The 19,083-nt window shown below is 44.2% G+C and carries 20 protein-coding genes and 3 pseudogenes; 12 read left to right on the top strand and 11 right to left on the bottom strand.

Annotation, left to right across the window (positions count from 1 at the left end):
• Positions 1–120 precede the first annotated feature (120 nt).
• A complete protein-coding gene (locus ICN48_RS13080) occupies positions 121–417 on the top strand; it encodes an MBL fold metallo-hydrolase (RefSeq protein ID WP_370624234.1) in 297 nt (98 codons plus the stop codon).
• 32 nt (positions 418–449) lie between these two features.
• On the opposite strand, the gene ICN48_RS13085 is transcribed toward ICN48_RS13080, so the two are convergent.
• From ICN48_RS13085 to ICN48_RS13985, 3 genes and pseudogenes are all read right to left on the bottom strand, one after another.
• On the bottom strand, positions 450–635 hold the full coding sequence (locus ICN48_RS13085; RefSeq protein ID WP_112202563.1) for a hypothetical protein: 186 nt from the start codon (positions 633–635) through the stop codon (positions 450–452).
• Positions 636–676: 41 nt separating this feature from the next.
• Positions 677–1,819, bottom strand: coding sequence for a fatty acid desaturase (locus tag ICN48_RS13090; RefSeq protein ID WP_255539576.1), 1,143 nt, complete (start codon positions 1,817–1,819; stop codon positions 677–679).
• Between the two features lie 110 nt (positions 1,820–1,929).
• Positions 1,930–2,272 (bottom strand): annotated as a pseudogene (locus ICN48_RS13985) (transposase); the annotation flags it as partial.
• Positions 2,273–2,574: 302 nt separating this feature from the next.
• Between ICN48_RS13985 and ICN48_RS13100 the strand changes: the two are divergent.
• The 6 genes from ICN48_RS13100 to ICN48_RS13125 all read left to right on the top strand — a co-directional run bounded on the left by ICN48_RS13100 (position 2,575) and on the right by ICN48_RS13125 (position 8,824).
• The gene (locus ICN48_RS13100) at positions 2,575–3,105 is read left to right on the top strand and encodes a hypothetical protein (protein ID WP_216154124.1); all 531 of its coding nucleotides are present in this window, start codon (positions 2,575–2,577) and stop codon (positions 3,103–3,105) included.
• A gap of 22 nt (positions 3,106–3,127) precedes the next feature.
• Positions 3,128–4,090 carry a S8 family serine peptidase gene (locus ICN48_RS13105; protein WP_216154125.1) on the top strand — a complete coding sequence of 321 codons (963 nt, stop codon included), beginning with the start codon at positions 3,128–3,130 and terminating at the stop codon, positions 4,088–4,090.
• Positions 4,091–4,507: 417 nt separating this feature from the next.
• Positions 4,508–4,687: a hypothetical protein gene (locus ICN48_RS13110; protein ID WP_216154126.1), complete on the top strand. Its 180-nt coding sequence runs from the start codon at positions 4,508–4,510 to the stop codon at positions 4,685–4,687.
• 399 nt (positions 4,688–5,086) lie between these two features.
• Positions 5,087–5,686, top strand: coding sequence for a LuxR C-terminal-related transcriptional regulator (locus ICN48_RS14130; protein WP_216154127.1), 600 nt, complete (start codon positions 5,087–5,089; stop codon positions 5,684–5,686).
• 83 nt (positions 5,687–5,769) lie between these two features.
• Positions 5,770–6,855, top strand: coding sequence for an ABC transporter substrate-binding protein (locus ICN48_RS13120; protein ID WP_216154128.1), 1,086 nt, complete (start codon positions 5,770–5,772; stop codon positions 6,853–6,855).
• 4 nt (positions 6,856–6,859) lie between these two features.
• On the top strand, positions 6,860–8,824 hold the full coding sequence (locus ICN48_RS13125; RefSeq protein ID WP_216154129.1) for an ATP-binding protein: 1,965 nt from the start codon (positions 6,860–6,862) through the stop codon (positions 8,822–8,824).
• Positions 8,825–8,892: 68 nt separating this feature from the next.
• On the opposite strand, the gene ICN48_RS13130 is transcribed toward ICN48_RS13125, so the two are convergent.
• A protein-coding gene (locus ICN48_RS13130; RefSeq protein ID WP_216154130.1) for an IS3 family transposase occupies positions 8,893–10,000 on the bottom strand; the annotation gives its coding sequence in 2 pieces (ribosomal slippage) (positions 8,893–9,748 and positions 9,747–10,000; 1,110 coding nt in all).
• An 80-nt stretch (positions 10,001–10,080) separates the two neighbouring features.
• On the opposite strand from ICN48_RS13130, the pseudogene ICN48_RS14000 reads away from it, so the two are divergent.
• Positions 10,081–11,032 (top strand): annotated as a pseudogene (locus ICN48_RS14000) (IS3 family transposase).
• An 80-nt stretch (positions 11,033–11,112) separates the two neighbouring features.
• On the opposite strand, the gene ICN48_RS13145 reads toward ICN48_RS14000, so the two are convergent.
• The 6 genes and pseudogenes from ICN48_RS13145 to ICN48_RS13170 form a co-directional block, all read right to left on the bottom strand.
• On the bottom strand, positions 11,113–11,394 hold the full coding sequence (locus tag ICN48_RS13145) for a hypothetical protein (protein WP_216154132.1): 282 nt from the start codon (positions 11,392–11,394) through the stop codon (positions 11,113–11,115).
• Positions 11,395–11,651: 257 nt separating this feature from the next.
• A complete protein-coding gene (locus tag ICN48_RS13150; protein WP_216154133.1) occupies positions 11,652–11,891 on the bottom strand; it encodes a hypothetical protein in 240 nt (79 codons plus the stop codon).
• Between the two features lie 492 nt (positions 11,892–12,383).
• A complete protein-coding gene (locus ICN48_RS13155) occupies positions 12,384–12,629 on the bottom strand; it encodes a nitroreductase family protein (RefSeq protein WP_216154143.1) in 246 nt (81 codons plus the stop codon).
• A gap of 103 nt (positions 12,630–12,732) precedes the next feature.
• Complete coding sequence (locus ICN48_RS13160) at positions 12,733–12,948, bottom strand: hypothetical protein (protein ID WP_216154134.1); 216 nt, start codon at positions 12,946–12,948, stop codon at positions 12,733–12,735.
• Between the two features lie 886 nt (positions 12,949–13,834).
• Positions 13,835–14,914 (bottom strand): annotated as a pseudogene (locus tag ICN48_RS13165) (ISL3 family transposase); the annotation flags it as partial.
• A 69-nt stretch (positions 14,915–14,983) separates the two neighbouring features.
• Positions 14,984–15,223 carry a hypothetical protein gene (locus ICN48_RS13170; protein WP_216154135.1) on the bottom strand — a complete coding sequence of 80 codons (240 nt, stop codon included), beginning with the start codon at positions 15,221–15,223 and terminating at the stop codon, positions 14,984–14,986.
• 303 nt (positions 15,224–15,526) lie between these two features.
• On the opposite strand from ICN48_RS13170, the gene ICN48_RS13175 reads away from it, so the two are divergent.
• From ICN48_RS13175 to ICN48_RS13190, 4 genes are all read left to right on the top strand, one after another.
• Positions 15,527–15,910 carry a hypothetical protein gene (locus ICN48_RS13175; protein WP_216154136.1) on the top strand — a complete coding sequence of 128 codons (384 nt, stop codon included), beginning with the start codon at positions 15,527–15,529 and terminating at the stop codon, positions 15,908–15,910.
• A 91-nt stretch (positions 15,911–16,001) separates the two neighbouring features.
• Positions 16,002–17,387 carry an autotransporter strand-loop-strand O-heptosyltransferase gene (locus tag ICN48_RS13180; protein WP_216154137.1) on the top strand — a complete coding sequence of 462 codons (1,386 nt, stop codon included), beginning with the start codon at positions 16,002–16,004 and terminating at the stop codon, positions 17,385–17,387.
• A gap of 230 nt (positions 17,388–17,617) precedes the next feature.
• Positions 17,618–18,193, top strand: a complete 576-nt coding sequence (locus tag ICN48_RS13185) for a hypothetical protein (protein ID WP_216154138.1) — start codon at positions 17,618–17,620, stop codon at positions 18,191–18,193.
• A gap of 204 nt (positions 18,194–18,397) precedes the next feature.
• Complete coding sequence (locus tag ICN48_RS13190; RefSeq protein ID WP_216154139.1) at positions 18,398–18,628, top strand: hypothetical protein; 231 nt, start codon at positions 18,398–18,400, stop codon at positions 18,626–18,628.
• Between the two features lie 123 nt (positions 18,629–18,751).
• Here ICN48_RS13190 and ICN48_RS13195 read toward each other — a convergent pair.
• Positions 18,752–19,083: ATP-binding protein (locus ICN48_RS13195; RefSeq protein WP_216154140.1), on the bottom strand; the 332-nt coding region annotated here is incomplete at its 5' end.

A 19,083-nucleotide genomic window follows, 5' to 3' on the forward strand; every position in this document is an offset into this window, starting at 1 on the left:
AGGCAAAATGCATTTCAGAGGAAGGTGCAAAAGCGGTCACGCTGATTCTGAAACAGGTGGTCACGCTCACTCTGAAATGACCGGTCATTTGCCTGAAATGGGTGGTCACGCTGGTCTGAAATACGCAATCACGTACAAGTTGGCAATGTTGATTTAGAAGTTTTGCATTGCCCCGGGCATACACCAGGACATGTTGTTTTCTTTGATAAAGAAGATCGTTTGGCTTTAGTGGGCGATGTACTTTTTGCTGGATCAATAGGAAGAACAGATTTTCCGCGCGGCAATCATGCCGATTTAATTAATGCTATTAAGACTAAATTATGGCCGCTAGGTGATGACGTGCAATTTGTTCCGGGGCACGGGCCTATGTCGACTTTTGGCAAAGAGCGCGAAACAAATCCCTACGTAGGGGATTGATTAAGATTGAAGTGGGAACGCCTAATTAAGGATTAGGCTTTTGCTGAGCCGGTGCGGTGTGTGCGGTTATACAAACAGCTTGCGCAAATCCAACGTTGCTTACGATTACTTGTTGGAATCCATGTGCCACCTTCCAGGCGCTTTTCGCGACTGCATGAAGAGCAAAACTTAAGGCTCTGTGAGGTTTCTTGGGTAGCAGCTGGAGTCGAGGTAGTCATGGGCAATCCGGGTAAGCCAAATCTTGTACAGAAGATCTATTTTACCCGTTTTGTCCCGCTGGGGCTGGGCTTAGGACGACTCTGACAGAATCAGCCGTCTTATTGCCATCAAAATCCAACCAAGCTTTGTTTTCAAAGTCATAGAGCTTGCATTTGCGGGCTGTATCGAAATACCATGCCCAAGAGAACTTTTGCACAAAAATACGCTCTGGAAGGATGGTTTCGAGGGTATTTTGGGCTTCTTGCAGGCGATATAGCGGTACGCTCATATCCACGTGATGGGCTGTGTGCTCCATGATATGGTGCATTAAGGAGCCCCAAATCCAATTAAAGGTCAAATGAACCGTGGTTGAAACAAAAGGCTGGGCGCGTAACCACTCAGACTTCTTGTCGTACCAAGAAACTTTTGGATGGGTATGGTGGACGTAGACTACAAAGCCAATCATGCCATTCCAGAAAAGGAATGGGACGGCGAAGCCTGTAATCAATCCAAGCCAGATAGATTGCCCTGTAGCAATCGCACCAGCAATTAGGCAGCCAATCCAAATAATGGCAAAGCCAGTCACCAATAAATTGTCTTTAAGGAAAATTGGACGATCGCCGGGCTTGTTCTTCGCATTCGGGAAGTACTCGCGTCTCCACCAGATTTCAATGAGATAGTAGAAAACAGGGCCCCAACCGCTACGATAAAGACGCTCTAAGGCTTTGCGCCATGCTGGCAGAGCATCAAATTCCGCTTTGGATAAAGGAGCCCAAACAAAGTCAAAGCCCTTGAGGTTGGTTTGGCCATGGTGAACTACGTTATGACCTACATCCCATAAGCTATATGGAGTTAAGGATGGCAAGAATGCGATACGACCCAGTACTTTGTTGAGTTCGCGGTGAGGTGTATAGCTTTGATGGCACGCGTCATGGCCCAAAATAAAGATACGACCAGTAACGAAGCCAGCAACCAAGCCCAAGATGATCTTGATGAGGATGCTTTCAACAAAAATTGTCCCAACGATACACGCAAGCCACAAAACGGCATCTAATGCTAGAAGCGCGATCGCTTTTACGGTTTCCCCTTGAGCCATTGGGATCAGCCAGCTACGAATGACTTTTCGATGGGGCAATGGAAGATCAGGAGCCAAAGGATTGGCAATAGATGGCTCAGAAAGTGCGGGATTTAGATGATTTGACATGTTAAGAATCAATAAGTTAGGTGCATATAATAGCCTTTTTCACGAATTTACGCATGATGTAGGTCAAAAACCCCCCTGTTTTGGTGCGCCCGGCAGGAATCGAACCTGCGAGCTTCGCAAGCCAAGCGGATCGGGATTGCTTTATCTTTGACTGCCCGTTGGGCCATCTCACGTCTGGGAGGCGGCCTCACCACTTTTTGCGAGTGCTTCGGTCACGATCTCCGCTTTGAGTTTTTCTTCGATGTACATTCTCTTGAGGCGGGCGTTCTAAGCCTCAAGCTCTTTCATGCGGACCATCATGGAGACATCCATGCCACCGTATTTGGCACGCCACTTATAAAAGGTTTGGGTGCTAATGACTAGCTCCCTACAAACCTCTGGGACAGTTAAGCCAGCCTCTACCCGTTTTAGGGCATCCATGATCTGGCTGTCAGTAAATTTAGAACGCTTCATGTAGAACTCCTCATATACGAGAAAATTCTACTTCTGATTACTTTGGTTCTAGGGGGTGATTACCTAATAGTTACCCCCCTTAAATATGGGGGTAACTATTAGAGCTTTCCACAGATAAAATAATGACTCAAGCATGAACTGACCCACAAAAGTTGGACATCAAATATAACTCAAAAGGGTCAACCCTTAGTATTTGGTGCCCCTTCAGTCATCACGCCCATTAATTTGTTTATAAAATTTATTATTGAATTAAATTGATTCTTTTCCGACAAATCCTCGTATTGCTTCTCTCAATCAGCTTTATGCAACATTGCCTAGCTGGTGATAGTTTATGGGACGCAACAAGCCTAATAGAAATAAAGCAAGGTTCTGAGCTCTCTAATAAGATGCGGCTCTATCAGGGTGCCGGGGGTTACGATTTATCAGGTGGCTCTCTCGTCAATTTTAAGGCTTGGTATACCCCTACATTTGTTGACACCCGGGTTACTTATATGACTCAGTTGCATCCCAAAGTTGGCTTAATTTGGGGGTTTAGCACCGGCGAAAACGCCCAAAAATATACCGTTGACCCCAGCATGAAGTTGGGCCTTGTATTTAGCCACGAATTTGACAAGACTTCGGCCCTATCTTTAAAGGGAACTACCATCTTGGCTGGCAGACTAAGAGAATCTGCCTGCACTGCCAATTACGGGGACATTGGCGGAGTTCAACAAGTAAATTGCCGCATGGCTGCCAGCGCTTTGGCGCCATCTCAAACCTTGCAATACCTTTATAACGAAAAGCCCTACAACTTCAACACCATTTTATTGCAGTACACCAAAAATTTCGATTAACGTAGCACCTTTCAAAGGAAAAATGATGAAATATCAAACAAAAAAACTACTCTTTAGCCTTGCCATAGTGATAGCGACTCCCATGGCTTATGCTCAATTGGGCTTTATGCAGTCTACTCACATGCACTCAATACCGACTCTTCCCAAAGCTCCAGTGGTTCAGTCTTGGATGAATTCAGAAGTGGGTGATGCATGGGCAGCAGGTTATAAAGGTCAAGGAACAACAATTACTTTTGTGGATGACTTTAAATCGAATTCTGTCTACTCTGGAAACGTTAATGGCACTGTGAAACTTCTTCAGCATGGTATGTGGACATCAGATATGGCTAAGCTGGTTGCGCCATCTGCCGCGATCAACACTCAGGATTTATCAAATTTAAATGCAGTGCAGCTTGCCCGAGGGGGCCTAAATACCATTAATCTAAGCTACGCGATATATGCAAATTCGGGCTATACAGCCAATCAGATCAACTGGAGTGCGCGCGAGCAATCGATTATTAATTATGCGAATAACGGTAGTGCAGTAATTTCCAAAGCTGCCGGCAATGACTATGGTGTTGCGGTGGGATCCACAAACTCAAGTGGTAAGATAGATTACTTGAACTCTGCCCTAATGAATTCAAAATCAGCCATCTTTGTAGGCGCTCTCGATAAGAATGGAACCACAGCCAGCAAAGCCAACATCGCCTCTTACTCGAACGTTGCCGGTGCCGATACGGCAGTGCAAAACAAATTCTTAGTTGTTGGCGTGACTGGCGGCAACGACTCTAATAACAAGTTATACGGAACCTCATTTGCTGCCCCTATAATTTCTGGTTATTCCGCAATTTTGGGAAGCAAGTTTACAACTGCTGACGCCACAAAAATATCCAATCAGCTCTTGTCGACAGCAAGAACGGATACCATCGCCAACTACAATGCCAGTACCTACGGCAAGGGCGAAGCGAGCATCGCAAGAGCGCTTGCCCCGGTTTCGATTAGGTAAACAGCGCCTCTAGATGCGTTGGCGCCGAAAAACTCAGCGCATCTAGATGGGGTCAAATCAACAATTTATTACGGATACCCAAAACTCTAAGGTCGCCACACTGTCAAGTTGGTGCAAGTTATGCACTAAAAATCAATGCAGGTCAGTTTAGAGGCAATATTTTTGGACTACACGCATGATTCGCAACGATTCCACCCTACATCGAAACTATTGCGGCCGAACCCACTAGCACTATAAAAGGCAAAAGGGCGGTTGGCCAGTGTTGGGCTATCACTTTAGCTAAGCATCCAGAGATATATTTTGAACATAAAAAGGTGGCTAAGCTAAAGAGGGCTGGCCTCATAAATCTGAACACCCCGATAAGTGGAATCTCTGCTGTTTTGATAGGCTCAATGGACCAGAAAGTAGAGAGAATAAATGGCAAGACGGTCAAGATATGCCCACTCATGCCCGTTAACGGCCAAAGTGGCCTCAGAGGCAGTTGCTGGGGATAAAATCCTTGCCCAAATAGCCCAAAAGTACGATGCCCACCCCAACCAAATTACCGAATGGAAACGCCAGTTAATTGAGCGAGTAGTTGATGTCTTTGTCGGGTAACCCAATACACCACCCGTGGATTTTAAGGGCCACTTAGCTAATTAGGTCGTGAGCCGCCAGCGCCACAGGTGATCTTACCCAGAATCGCTCAAATACAACTCAGTTGCATAGGATGGTTTAATGTAAGATGAAAGCTTAAGAGCAACAAAAAACTAGCGGCAGTTCAATATTCATTCCCAAAATGAGGTGTCATGGGTAAGAACAAATAGAAGATTTGGGGTTCAATATCTCCTTCTCTCTCGCCTTTTAGGCTGGAGAATTGATTTCATTAATTTATTCAGTAGCATAAGCGTACATTTAAAGTAGACATCTCTTGCAACCATGGAAAACTAGGAGAAAATTTGGGCTCTGCGAATTGATATTTTTTAATCTAAAAATAAGTAGCTCAGAGAGTACTTTGTGAATCTAGATAACCTATTTATTAGCCCCATTTTTTTTGATGAAATTGCTCAGCCCATCTTTTTAAAAAATAGGCATGACATTTATGTCTATTGCAACAAAGCATTTTCTGATTTTTTAGGCAAACCCACTGACCATATTGTGGGATTTACTCCCCATCATTTTTCACCACATCACGTAGCAGAATTATGTTCTGCTAGCGATCAAACGCTGCTGGACTCCCATCACCAACAGCAGTATCAATATTATTTCTCAACAATAAAAACCACAGCGTATGAACATGAGTATGAAATCGCCTTTAAAAAGGCGGTTCTTTATAACACTCAAAAGCAAGTAGTAGGCTTTATTGGCACCGTGGAGATGCTTGCCAATCCAGAGAAAAAGAAATCTGACTTATTCAAGAGGCTATCTGAACGCGAGGTAGAAATTGTCAACCTGTTGGCAACAGGCTGCTCTGTAAAGACGATTGCGAAGCTTTTGCAAATTTCTCCTTTTACTGTTGCGGACCACCTGAAATCAATCTATCGAAAACTTGATGTGCACTCTAAGAATGAGGCAGTATACAAGGCGCTTTCTTTGTTTCCTAACGCGCGACCATAAATAGACGCCCCATCTTGCATCACTCAAATGCCTATAAACAACGGCCATTACCTCGTGGCAGTAATTAACCGCTCATCCTAGTCATGAAAATTATTATTTCTTTGTTATTTTTTCTTATGCCCATCATAGGGTGGGGTCAAAATGTTACTTTTATTAACCCAGGCTACAGTCATGAAGCTTATTGGGTTATGGCGACTAAGTCGATGCGTATGGCTGCAGCCAGTTTAAATATGAACTTAGAAGTGCTTTATCTTGAACGTGAGCGCACCAAGGCTATTGAGATCGCTCAGGAGATTGCTTCAAGACCCAAAAAAACTAGGCCTGACTATGTTGTTTTTTCAAATGATTTTGGGATTGCCCCAGCTCTTTTAAAAATTTTTAATGATGCAAAGATTCCCTCATTAATGGTCTATAGCTCTTTAACAGCTCAAGAGCGTCTTCTATTGGGGGGACCAAGAGGCCAATATCCATATTGGCTTGGCTCAATCGAGCCCCGCATTCAAGATGCGGGATATGCAACGGCGCGCGCACTAATCGAAAAAGGCAGGGCGATGCGCGCAAAAGGTGCTGACTCTAAGATGCATCTCATTGCAATAGCCGGGGATCGATCTACCAACTCTTCTGTCTTGCGCAATGATGGTGTATTGCGCGCTGTCAACGAGGCAGGTGATGTCAAGCTGGAACAATTGGTTTACGCTGACTGGAATGAAAATAAGACCGCTGAACAAACTGCGTGGCTGTTACAGCGATATCCCGAAACTAAGCTAGTCTGGGCCGGCAACGACCTAATGGCATTTGGCGCTATGCAAGCGGCTGAAAATCGCGGTGAAATACCAGGAAAAACCATGCTCTTTAGTGGTATCAATACATCTGAAAGGGCATTCAAGGCACTTAATGATCAGCGTATTTCCGCTCTAGCAGGCGGTCATTTTGTTACTGGTGCTTGGGGGTTAGTATTGATCTATGACTACGCACATGGCAAAGATTTTACAAACGAAGGGCTTGAGCTCTCTGTGCCCACTTTCATTTTGTTTACCACAGAAAAAGTAAAGTCCTTTTCAGCTAAATTTGGCGACTCCTCTCGGCCCATAGATTTTAAAAAATATAGCAAAGTCTACAGCCCAACCCTTAAATCCTATGCGTTTGGATTTAGTAATTTACTGAATTGATCTCATGAAAATCTATAGCGATCTCAAATACAAATCAATTACAAAAATATTGATTGAACAGATTACATTTTTTTCAGCTTTCGCACTTTTAATATCGCTGGGCGTGCAAGGGATTTTTTTACAATTTCAAACGAATAATCACTTCAACGAGGTCATTGATCGCATGGGAGAGTCTACCATTCCGATGATGGCTCTTGCCCTCTGGGATATTGAGCCTGCTGCCCTGCAGGAACAGGTAAATCAGCTTGCAAAATGGCCTGAAATCGGGCATGTAAGCGTTCAAGCGGCGACAGGCCAAACCTTTGAAGCTGGAGATAAGTCCCTTATTCGCAAGGAGGACACGCGTGAACTACCAATCATCATGGTAAATCATGTTACTCCACTAGGAAAGATTTTCATTTCAACTAATCCAAAATATTTTTGGGCAGAGTTTCTAGGTTGGACACTAGAAATTGTTATTGGATATTTACTCTTAATCACCACTATTTGTTGCATTATTTTTTATGTGTTGAGGCGAAATTTATCCAAGCCTTTACAAAAAATAGCAGACTTTGCTGCGAATTTAAGTTCTGAGAATTTAACAGTCCCACTGCGGGTTGAGCGTCCTCCTCATATTTATGAAGATGAAATCTCTCAACTCGAAAGCGGGTTTGCAAAACTTCAGTCCGGCCTGCTTCATCATATTGAACGGTTAGATGATTTACTCATTGAACGCGCCGTTACCCAAAGACGGCTAGAGCAGGCAAGCAAAGCAGCAGAGGCTGCGAATACTGCTAAATCACAGTTTCTAGCCACAATTTCTCACGAATTGAGAACGCCATTAAATGGTATTTTGGGCATGGCTCAGCTGCTTCAAGAGCCTCATCTTACGGAACAAGGTCGTATCGAATATGCACAAATCATTGTTGACTCAAGCAGGGCGCTAAATACGCTGGTCGATGACTTACTTGACATTACACAAATTGAAGAAAATAGACTTTCATTACGCTCCGAGCCCTGCAACATCAAAAGCATTACCACTGATGTTGTTAGCCTATTTGAACAATATGCAAGCAAAAAAAGTATAGCCCTTTCAATTGAGTGGGGCGGGCCAGAAAATCAACTTTATCGTACAGATGGTCTCCGAGTAAGACAAATGCTTTCGAATCTTATAAGTAACGCTATCAAATTTACGAGCGGCGGCTTCGTTCATATTAAAGTGCAAGAGGTTGAGCACACTGGCGTTGAGGCTATTTTACTTTTTTCTGTAACCGATAGTGGGGTGGGCATCCCGCAAGACAAGTTAAATACATTATTCAAGCGGTTTTCCCAAATTGACTCCACATTGTCCCGTCAATTTAATGGGGTAGGTTTGGGCCTATTCATTGTTCAGAATCTTGCAAGTCGTATGGGTGGGGAAGTGGGTGTTGAAAGCACATTAGGTCAGGGCTCTAGTTTTTGGTTCACAATTCAAACGGTAGTCTTGGATGTGGCCGAGCCCTTGCCTTCGGTCTTAACTCTTGCAGAAAAAGAGCAAATTGCAGGGTCATCATTAAATCTATCTAGATCAAATCCTACCAGCCCCGTCATTCAGCACTTTCCGCACGAACGAATGGTCATGGTGGTTGAGGATAACCCCATCAACCAAAGAATCGTGGGGGAGGTTGTATCCAGACTGGGTATTCAGTTTGAATGCTTCAATAATGGGCTAGATGCTTTCAGCGCCTTAACAAAAGGAATTTGTAAGCCAAGTTTGATTTTGATGGACATTCAAATGCCAGGCATGGATGGCCTCCAGACCACTGTTGCAATTCGAGCATGGGAAAAAGATAAAGATATCGATACAGGAGGAATTCCAGTTATCGGCTTAACAGCCGGCTTGAGAGATGCAAGCATTCAAGATTGCATTCAAAGTGGTATGAATGAAGTCCTACTTAAGCCGGTTGATCTTGATATTTTGCAAAACGTCATCCTGGAGAAAATTGCTTAAATCGCATCCAAGGGGCTTATTTCATTAATTGGTCTAGCGCGCTCTAACTCCAAGTGTAGTATCCCCCGTCAAGCCGACATTCCTAAAGTGTTGTTTTCTGCCTGTGCTCGATAGTCTCTAGGCGATATTCTGCCAAGAGAGCTGTGCGGTCTTTCTTCGTTGTAAATCGTGATCCATTTTTCTGTAATTTCACGTACCTCCCTGAGGTTTTCAAATAAATACGCGTTGAGTACTTCATGACGGTAGGTTTTATTAAAGCGTTCAATAAACGCATTTTGTTGAGGCTTACCCGGTTGTATAAATTTCAGTTCAATCCCTTTTTCTTCGCACCAGCCCATAAAGATGGCAGACCTCAGTTCACTCCCGTTGTCCAGACGTATCGCCTGAGGTAAACCATGGATATCCTCTAGTTGCGCCAATGTTCTGACTACTCTGGCTGCTGGCAAACTAATATCAATTTCAATAGCCAAGATCTCACGGTTGGATTCGTCAATGACGTTCAGGGTCCTAAAGGGTCTGCCGTAATGCAAGGTGTCATACATAAAATCTAAGGCCCACATCGAGTTGGCTTCGGTCGGGGCAATGAGCGGAACTCTGGGCATCTTGGGGATGCGCTTCTTAGTTCTTCTGGGTAAGTTCAAGCCCATCTCCTTGTAAATACGCCATACCCGCTTGTGATTCCACTCGTAACCCTGATTGCGCATCCAATCAAAACATAATCTAAATCCCCAGCGCCCATTCTTGGCAACCACTTGATTAAGGACTTCAACAGGCTCATCGGCTTTAGCTTTGCTCCTTGGGCGCTCGTAATACGATGACCTGGCCAGCCCCAAATGAGCACAAGCCCGTGTAATGGGTACCGTTTCTTCGTCAACCAGGTAATCAACTGCTTCTCTTTTAGCGGTTGGCGCTAGAGCTTTTTTCAATTAAGTTCTTGAGCGCTCGGTTATCGTGGGTCAGCTCAGCCACCATCGTTTTATATTCTGATAGCTGCTGTTCTAGCTCCTTAACGCGTTTCAGTTCAGAAGCTTCAAGGCCGCCATATTTGGAGCGCCACTTGTAGAAGGTGGCACCGCTAATGCCATGCGTGCGCAATATGTCTGCCATCGCAATACCGCCCTCGGCTTCTTTCAAAATCCCAACGATTTGGGTCTCTGTAAATCGTGACTTCTTCATATTGATTCTTCTGTTGTAAATACTGCCATAAACAACAGAAAACTCAACTTTTTAAATGTACGAATCTAAGGGGATACTACATATGGGCTTGTAGCCAATGTCAGACCCTGCGGTATTGGGTAAGAGCTTCTCATGAAGGCAGGCTTATTGGGGTTGGCACCAAAATGGTGACTCCAGAACAAATGGAGCTTTCACGCCTACGCGCCGAGAACATCTGCCTCAAGCGAGAGGCCCAAATCCTAAAAAAGGCCACGGCGTACTTTGCGCGAGAACTAGCGTAAAGTGCGCCTGGATTGATCGGCATCGAGATGTCTTCGCTTTACCTGAGATGTGCGCTGTATTGGATGTCAGTATTGCGGGTTATCGTGCTTGGCAAAAAGGTGGCAAAGATCGAGTGGAGCGCCTGATGCAAGAGAACGGCATTATTGGTAAACACAAGCGCAAATACAAGGTAACGACGGACTCCAAACACCGCCTGCCTGTAGCCCCCAATCTTCTGAATCGTAACTTCAATCCAGATCAGCCTAACCAACTTGGGTCTCGGACATCACTTATCTATGGACTGATGAGGGCTGGCTGTACTTAGCCGTTGTCATGGATCTATTTAATCGGGAGATTTTGGGCTTCTCGATTAAGCCGAGGATGACTACTGACCTAATTAGTGATGCGCTCACCATGGCTTGGTTTAGAAGAAGGCCTCATCCCGGATTAATTTTGCGCTCCGATCGCGGTAGTCAATACTGCAGCAATGCCTACCAAACCAAACTCAAGAGCTACGGCATGGTGTGTTCGATGAGTCGCAAAGGTAATTGCTGGGATAACGCCCCTGCAGAAAGTTGGTTCGGCAGCTTTAAGAATGAGGTCATCTACGGCAATCGCTTTGCCACCCATGAATTAATGAAGACTACTTGTTTTGACTATATTGAAGTGCGCTATAACCGTAAACGTCTTCACTCAAGTCTTGGCTATCAATCTCCTAAGCAGTATTTACAGAACTGGTTAGCGAAAAGAAAGGAGATGCTGGTAGCATGATGACTCACGCTGATTGCAGGTGAAAAACGGGGGGAAGGTCAAAACTTGAATGCCCGATTTATCTTGTGCAGTAAGCCAGGCTAATGCACCGACTGACTCATCATTGCATGATCCTCAAGTTGATCATTTAGCACCTGATCCCAAATAGCATCAAAGAGTAGCTTGGCTTGATGTCTTTCTATATCCGATAAATCCATGCTAATTAACGTTGACTTAATCATGACGGTAAATGCCATCATGATTTCAGCAGTATTGGCGCTTGGGATATGACGCAACACTTCACATAGTGCATCTAAGACAATTTCTCCTACTTTTTTTGGATCAATGCTTGCTTCTAATTTTTCCTCTTTTAAATTCAACATATTTTGGGATTGGGCAATCTGATCATGGGTGGCTAAAAAGGATTGGGGCTATTAGCGTCTTTATGCCGTGGGTACAGAATGGCAGGTCAGATGAATGGGTAACCTTGATTGAATATTCATCTTAGACAAATGACCTAAAGTGCTCGGGTTGATATCGATTGTTAGAAAGGGTTGTGGTTTTTAATTCCACATTAGGGCGCAATAAAAGACGATCAGGCTCACAATTGCCAATAAAGAACCAATGATAATTTCTGAAACTAGATTGAACATGCCGACCTTAAGTTTAGAGATGGAGAATGCTCTGACAAGAGCTCCCACTCATTCACGTCGCTCGAAATTCCGAATATATAGTCATTGGCAACAGACCTCACCGCAGCACCAATAGAGGCATGAATCCCTAAAGAAGCATCTTCGTATAGGACATGAAACCGCATATCTTCAGAAAGTGCAATATAGACTGGCTCCAATGAAGTATGGTGCTTTAAAAGCTTAATCACCTTAAATCCCATAAATTGTTTGACACAATTTATAGCCTAATAGACCCGATCTTAATTGGATGCCTCCTGTTTATGGGGGTTAGCCTAAGATTAAGTAATGCCATGAGCTAAACAAGCGTATATTCAAGCAATAGAACACATCAAGCCCATCACAATGGAGCCCGCAGCGTCTACTCATCCGGGGCAAAGAGATTGGTGCATTTACTCAATCCTTAATATCACATCTACTGCATCAACAAGCCCATCCCGAGCTAGGCTATCGCGCCTGCCTGGGTTTACTAAGTTTCTCCAAAGCCTACGGCAAAGATCGATTAGAGGCTGCCCGTGCTATTGCAATAAGTAATAACGCAATGACTCAAAAGAGTGTGCGCAACATATTGGCGACTAAGCTGGACTTAGCAACAACAGGCTGAGCAGCCCCCAAATAAGAAGAGTGCTGAGTCTGCAAAATGCTCCAAGATTGCGCATGCAAATTAGCGGGAGTAGCTCACTTTAGAAAATTGAGCTGTAGGAGCTGGCATCAGGCCTTTGTTTATTGGGATTATGAGCCGAGATAGTGCCGATGGTGATGAAGCACAATGGCTCCTCCTTGACCTTAAGTAAAAATAACTCTTTCATCTTTTGGTTATATAGGGCCTTACCGCTTGATAGCCCTGAGCCAAACCCCAACGCGCTAGCCATTATTAAAATATTCTGAATTGCGCATCCAGCAGAGATGAGTTTTTCTTGCTCAGGAATATTATCTAACCCATTTTTTAATAATTTGCGGAATTATGTAGCAACTGCACAAGTCAAATAAAATCAAGAAGTTAGGCTTAGGTTGAGCTAGGTTTTTACGCGCCTAATCTGCCGGCCTATCGAGCCATTTAATTAGAAACCAAAACCAGCGGTGCCCAAAGCAATCTTTGAAGCCACTATTAACTGGCCCTCGTGGGATTTTGGCATGCTCGATACTTGCCTTTTCAAGCTCAATTAGCTTGTTAATATCTTCGGCAATTAGCGGCTTATCACCGTAGGTAGAAAAGGACATTAGCCGACCATTTTTATTGAATTTCACAGCAGCTCCGTTAGTTGCAGAAAATACCCTTATGCTGGGTGTTGGGGCGTTTCATCTGACGCCGTAATTTCTACATAAAATCAACGTGTTAAGAACGGCTATACGGATACACCGCCTAATGCAGCCCCTTGAAAATTAAGAAGCAAATCCCAATGTTCGTGCAGAAGATCAGCCAGATGGACATTCTAGTTTCCTTCCTTAAGCCTGCAATTTCAGCGTGCACCGCATTCGTGGAGCCATCCGCATAAACGCTCTCAATAGCCTTGTCCCGCCCATCTTTTAAGTATATAGATACAACAACGACAGAAGCGATGCCTATTAACAGAGCAAGGGCCAAGTAGACTGTGTTTATGGGGTCGATGTTGGTGTTCATTTGTTTTGCTTAGAAAATTTTCCGCATATTAGATTCAATGCGCTCAACTTCTAGCTTTAGAGTCTCCCGCATTTCAGCCACTTTAGCCAAGTTTTTCCTTACAAAGCCTTTTTGCATTTTGTGGGGAATGTACTCGATGTAATACTCCTCAAAATCCTCCTTGCCTATTGTAAGCTTTGAAGTTCCGTCAGCCAAATCTATGTATTGGTCCAATACATTCTGGACTGCGGGTTCAATTGGTGAACTTCTTAAGGTGCTGTTTCTGAGGCTCGTACACTACGTCCACCTTGGCAGCAAAAGTAGCCCCCAAAAAACGCAAAACCACGACAAAAATACTATTTTTAGAATTGTCGCTTCATTTAGTATCCGCCGTGGTTTTGGCGTTCCGCATAAAATACAGCCTGTACATCCAAGAGGAGACTGTGCTTTACAGTTTGCGCAAGAAAAGTATTTTCGTTTGAACATAGATGATTGTTGCTAAGCGGGGTATCCGATTTCTGTGATTGATATTGCCTAAATCTCACCAGCCTCAATCATCCTGGTTAGGATTGATATGTCTACTCCGTAGTTAACTTCTGTAGCCTCGGTTTCATCGACTTTGTCCTTGCCAACCATTCCTGGCGCCATGCGGAACATCACAGGCAAATCAGGATTTCCATAACCCATTCGTCTTTCAAACTTAGGGCGCTGCAGCTCTTTCTTAAACGCCCCTTCCGAAAATAGAATCTTAGCCCTGAGAGCTTCAAAGCTATACCCTCTGCCTAAACGATTCATTACCCGAATCAAGCTATTGAGCGATTCGGTATAAGCATTGGTGATAGGTTGGTTTACAGGATGATCAAAGTAATTGAGGATGTGCGGCTGCCAATTACGCCAAGCCCGAATGAGATCACTAAAAGCATCTCGGACTTCATGGGTCACGGATATTTCCCAGTTGGCAAAGAGCACTAAGGCATCGTTTCGCGTTTGGGCATCGTAAATCTTGAAAAAATCCTCTTTAAGACGGTAAGCCAATGCTAAGGTTGGGAAGTTATTTGCCCAGCCAGACAGAAGTAGCGCTTCTTTATCGGTTAGCTCAGACTCACGCTTAAGCAATGTGTAGCGGTCGTGCATTAGAGTGCGGCGGACCTTGGGCGCTAGTTCCGCCTTAAAACTCTTGCGAATCCGCTCTACCGCCTCATTAGCCATTTTGACCACATAAAATTTATCAATCACTATTTTTGCTTCTGGAAGCACATGCAAGACGGCATCACGATATGGTTCCCACATATCCATTGCAACATAAGCAATTTCCTTTTTGCCCTGCAAGCCAGAAAGATACTTAATGATCGTTTCTTTATTGCGATTGGGCAGCAATTCGACCACTGTATTGTTCTGAATATTGGTGATGACACCGCGCGGCTTGATCAGGTGAATTTCATCAATGCCCATCCATTTAGGGGTTTCAAAGCGGATGGTCTTCTCAAGTTCTTGTACATAGTCAGCAAATACGGCGCGCACGGTAAATTCTGTGCAGCCGACTTCCTCTGCAATACTCGCAAAGGTGCGTTTGATGGCTTGTTTACCTATCCAATTAACTAGTCTAGCGGACCGTGATAACCTTGGTTCCTCCTAAAATGTAGAAGATCCCCATTAATTTAAGAGGCATTGAAGCCATTGAGACTATCGATCTAAGATTGCTTGTGCTATATCGATTAGCTCAAAGTGGGACCTACGCCCATGCTTGTTAAGCGCTGTAATTGCATCAGTTAATGAGCGAAGTTGGGCATGGCTTTGATCATTAAGGTAGTGCGCAGAAAGCATTTTGCCGGCAAGATAATTCAATTCAATAACCACATCCTCTAACTGATAAAAAAAAGAGTCGCAGTCATGTTGAGAGAGCGGCGGTCTAGGTGTGGTCATATAGGCGAGCAGTCAAACACATCAATTTAAGCCATGAGCTTCGGGTTAAAGATCTAGTAGACCGCAATAAATAGACGAATAAATAAGTAATAGATGTTGATGGTTTTGTGCTGAAAGAATCAAAATTTAAAGTCAGCTTATGATGTTAGAAGCTTCTAAACAATCCCATAAATATGGGATATTAACTCTTTGTCAATCACAGGATTGGGGGCAATTCAAGCTCAATGATCGTGCTATGATTATGACCGGTTTTGATTTATCGAGATTTTGCTTTTTTAACTAAACTACGTAGGCGTGTTCCCAATGAGTAAATTTGCTAAATTTAAATTGACTATCCTCTTAACTCTGTCAAGTCTTGGATATTTTGCGGCCTCGCATGCCCATGCTCAGCCTCGAGAGACTAACAAAAACGCTATTATCGCCAATGTAAGGTGTGATGACGAGTCTTTGCAAGACGCTGCCGCCCAAGTGATCGTTGCTAGCAATGCGAGCGCCAAGGGTAAATCCTTTATATTTTCCAAGGTTAAGACCGTATCCTTGCCGGCGGAAAAGCAGCTGCTGTGCAGTGCGTATGTTTGGATGGTTCAAGATGGTAAGCTGGTAGGGGGTCAATTTTGGAAATATGGAGTAAAAGCTAATGGCAAGAATGGGGATCTGTTTGTCGATCCTGTTACGCCAACGAACTAATTAATTGCTGCTGGCCACGGTCTGCCCATCAACCATTTTTTAAGCGTCAACCTCTATTCGTTTAACCTCAATAGTTTAAAAAGAAAATTTTATGGCTTTAGATCGGTCACCCATTATTTCGCAGCTTCAGCCTGGGGCTGCGCTCGAGGTAATTCCAGTTACCCCTGACCTTATCAATGCGTCTCAGACGGCACCCAGCGCAAATGAATCGAAGGAGACACCGGTAGATGCTAGCAATATAACGCAGCCAATCCCCGCGGATCTTCTCAATCCCTTTGCTCCTGCTCCAGCAAATCCGACGCAAAAAGGTCCGCGAGGTATTTTGTATGATTTTAACGAGGGTGTTAGAGTCAAATTACCCAAGGGTAATTGGAAGGTGGCCTTAAAAGATGTGCATGCTGGCAATACGCTATTCTTGGCCGATATCACTGAAGAAAGTATGGTCGCTAGTGCGCGTAAATATTATGTCCCCTTTTCATTTGAGGTGATAGATAATGACTCGGGCGAAGTCGTTATTTCGCATGAGATGAACCTCAAAAACCGAGAAGTATTGGTGCAGTTCCCAGTTGGCACCTTAGGAGATTCGATTGCTTGGTTCTCCTATTTAGAGCGTTTTCGCATTAAACACGACTGTAAGCTAACTTGCGTGATGTCAGATTTGATATCGCCCTTATTTGAAGAGACTTACCCGCAGATTCGATTTATTACTAAAGAAAAAGTTGAGTCACTTAATACCTATGCCACCTATTATATAGGCCTCTTTTTTCGTGGCGATGTGGAGAACAAGCAGCCGGCAGACTTTCGTCTGGTGGGTTTACACAAAACAGCAGCCTATATTCTGGGCGTTGATACAAAAGAGTCGCCGCCTACGGTCCAGTCCTTTGATCGAACTATTCCTGAGAAATACGTCTGTATTGCAGTGCAAAGTAGTACGCAGTGTAAGTATTGGAATAACCCATTTGGATGGCGCGATGTAGTCAAGCATCTCAAAGCAAAGGGCTATCGAGTCCTATGTATCGATAAGTCAGATACACACGGTGCAGGGCTTACCTGGAACTATATTCCTCACGGTGCGGAGGATTTTACCGGACCCCACCCTTTAACTGAGCGCGCTGCCCTTTTGCAGCATGCCGAAATGTTTATTGGGGTCTCTAGCGGCCTATCTTGGTTAGCTTGGGCTTGTGGAACTCCTGTGGTTATGATTAGTGGGATGACCCACCCGATTAATGAGTTTGAGTCTCCCTACCGCATTCACAATACCAACGTCTGTAACTCCTGTTGGAATGATGGGCAAATTATCTTTGACCATTTTGATTTTCTTTGGTGTCCGCGTCACAAGGGAACCGAGCGTCAATTTGAATGCAGTAGGTTAATTACTTCTGAACATGTAACTAGGGCGATCGATCGGTGCATAGTTGATCTTAATGGTGAGCTGCCGGAACCAGAACTAAAGGCCAAGAGTGGACTTCTCAAGTAAAAAGACATCTCTAGAAGATGTTATTTCTTGACTCTCTTCATGGAGAGGGATGCGGTTTTGTTATTGTCTCTAACCTCACATTGACCCCCTTAATCGCGAGCCACTAGGAATCCCTGTCTTGCTCGATCAATCCCCATTGAACCTTGAGCTCAGCACTCAATGAGCCAAAAATACATGATGTGCGTAAGGCAAATAGAATTCCTCGCTAATCCTGATTGATACGGCTAAGCATGATAACTCTAAGTAAACTTGCCAAGGCAGCCCTTGTATTTGCTCTTTTAAGTGGGGTGCCTGCTCTATCGCAAGTTCAGACGTCAAATTCGATGCCGTTTCCAATTAACGGTGGCGCACGATTTCCGCAGCTGGTGGGAAAAAATCTCAATGGGGCCTTGCTGCATCTTCCTGAGCAATTACCGTCAGATAAAACCATCGTTTTATTTGCTTTCCAAAAAGCTCAGGCCGGCACTCTTCAGTCTTGGAGAGAGGGTTTAAATTTGGACGATGGTAAATTAGCGTGGATAGAATTGCCGGTTATGCCCTTGGCAATGGAGCTGATTGATTTTTTTACTGAACGCGTTATGCGATATGTTATTTCCGACCCCAAAACACGTGATCATATCGTGGTCCTTTATGCCGATAGAGAGCTATTCTGTCAATCCCTGGGGATTGATTGTGATGAGCGGGAAGCTTACATCGCCGTAATAGACCGAGCGGGCAATAATTTCATTACCCTCAAGGGTCAGTTCTCCAAAGAAAAAGGCAATCAGATTTTGCGAACGTTGGGCTTGGCACACTCTGTCAATTGAGTGCCTCTGCCAGTAAGAGCAACTGCTTATTAAACCATTCCATTGGGCCAGTTTTTTGTAGTGCGATCTATGCGCTAATAAACCTTAAAAACCTTTATGACAAATACCAAAATTTTGAGCCTGAAAGAAGCTCAGCTAGCCGTAAATCAACGAGGTGAATTAAGTGAAATGTTGCATTTCTCCCACAGCTCGAAATCGTAAATCATGCAAGATATATTCGTATTGGCTCAATTAGACTTTAAGCATACTGGGTTTTTTGTTGAATTTGGCCCAGCCAATGGCGTTCACTTTAGCAATACCTATTCATTGGAAAAGACATTTGGATGGAATGGTATCTTAGCTAAGCCATTTACATTACATTATCAAGAATTAATGCGCAATAGAAACTGCCATATTGAAAATATTTGCGTTGGAGCGCTTCCGGGGAGATTGTAGAGTTTAATCAGGCCCCCGTGCTTGATCATTCTGCGTATTCCAGCGATCGTGACCGCGCATTCCAAATTCATCGTGACCGATAAACTCTTGATGCTGGAAGGCTAAATAATTGTAACTTGGCGGTCACGATGCCCTCTGTTTTTTGCCTATTTCCGTCAGATTTTCCACTTCTTGCTTTCGCATCGATTCACCCTTGAGTTTGATTTTGTGGCTCTGGTGCACGATCCGATCAAGGATGGCATCAGCCAAGGTGGGGTCATTGAGATACTCATGCCAGTGCTCCACTGGAAGCTGGCTGGTAATGATGGTGGACTTGGTTCCAACTCGGTCATCCATGATTTCTAGAAGATCGGAGCGCTCTTCCTGGTTTAGAGGGTGCAGGCCCCAATCATCCAAAATCAGTAAATCAACCTTAGCTATCGATTGGAGTTTGCGCGTAAAGGTGCCGTCAGCAT

The sequence above is a fragment of the Polynucleobacter sp. JS-Safj-400b-B2 genome, from assembly GCF_018881975.1.
Lineage (GTDB): Bacteria > Pseudomonadota > Gammaproteobacteria > Burkholderiales > Burkholderiaceae > Polynucleobacter.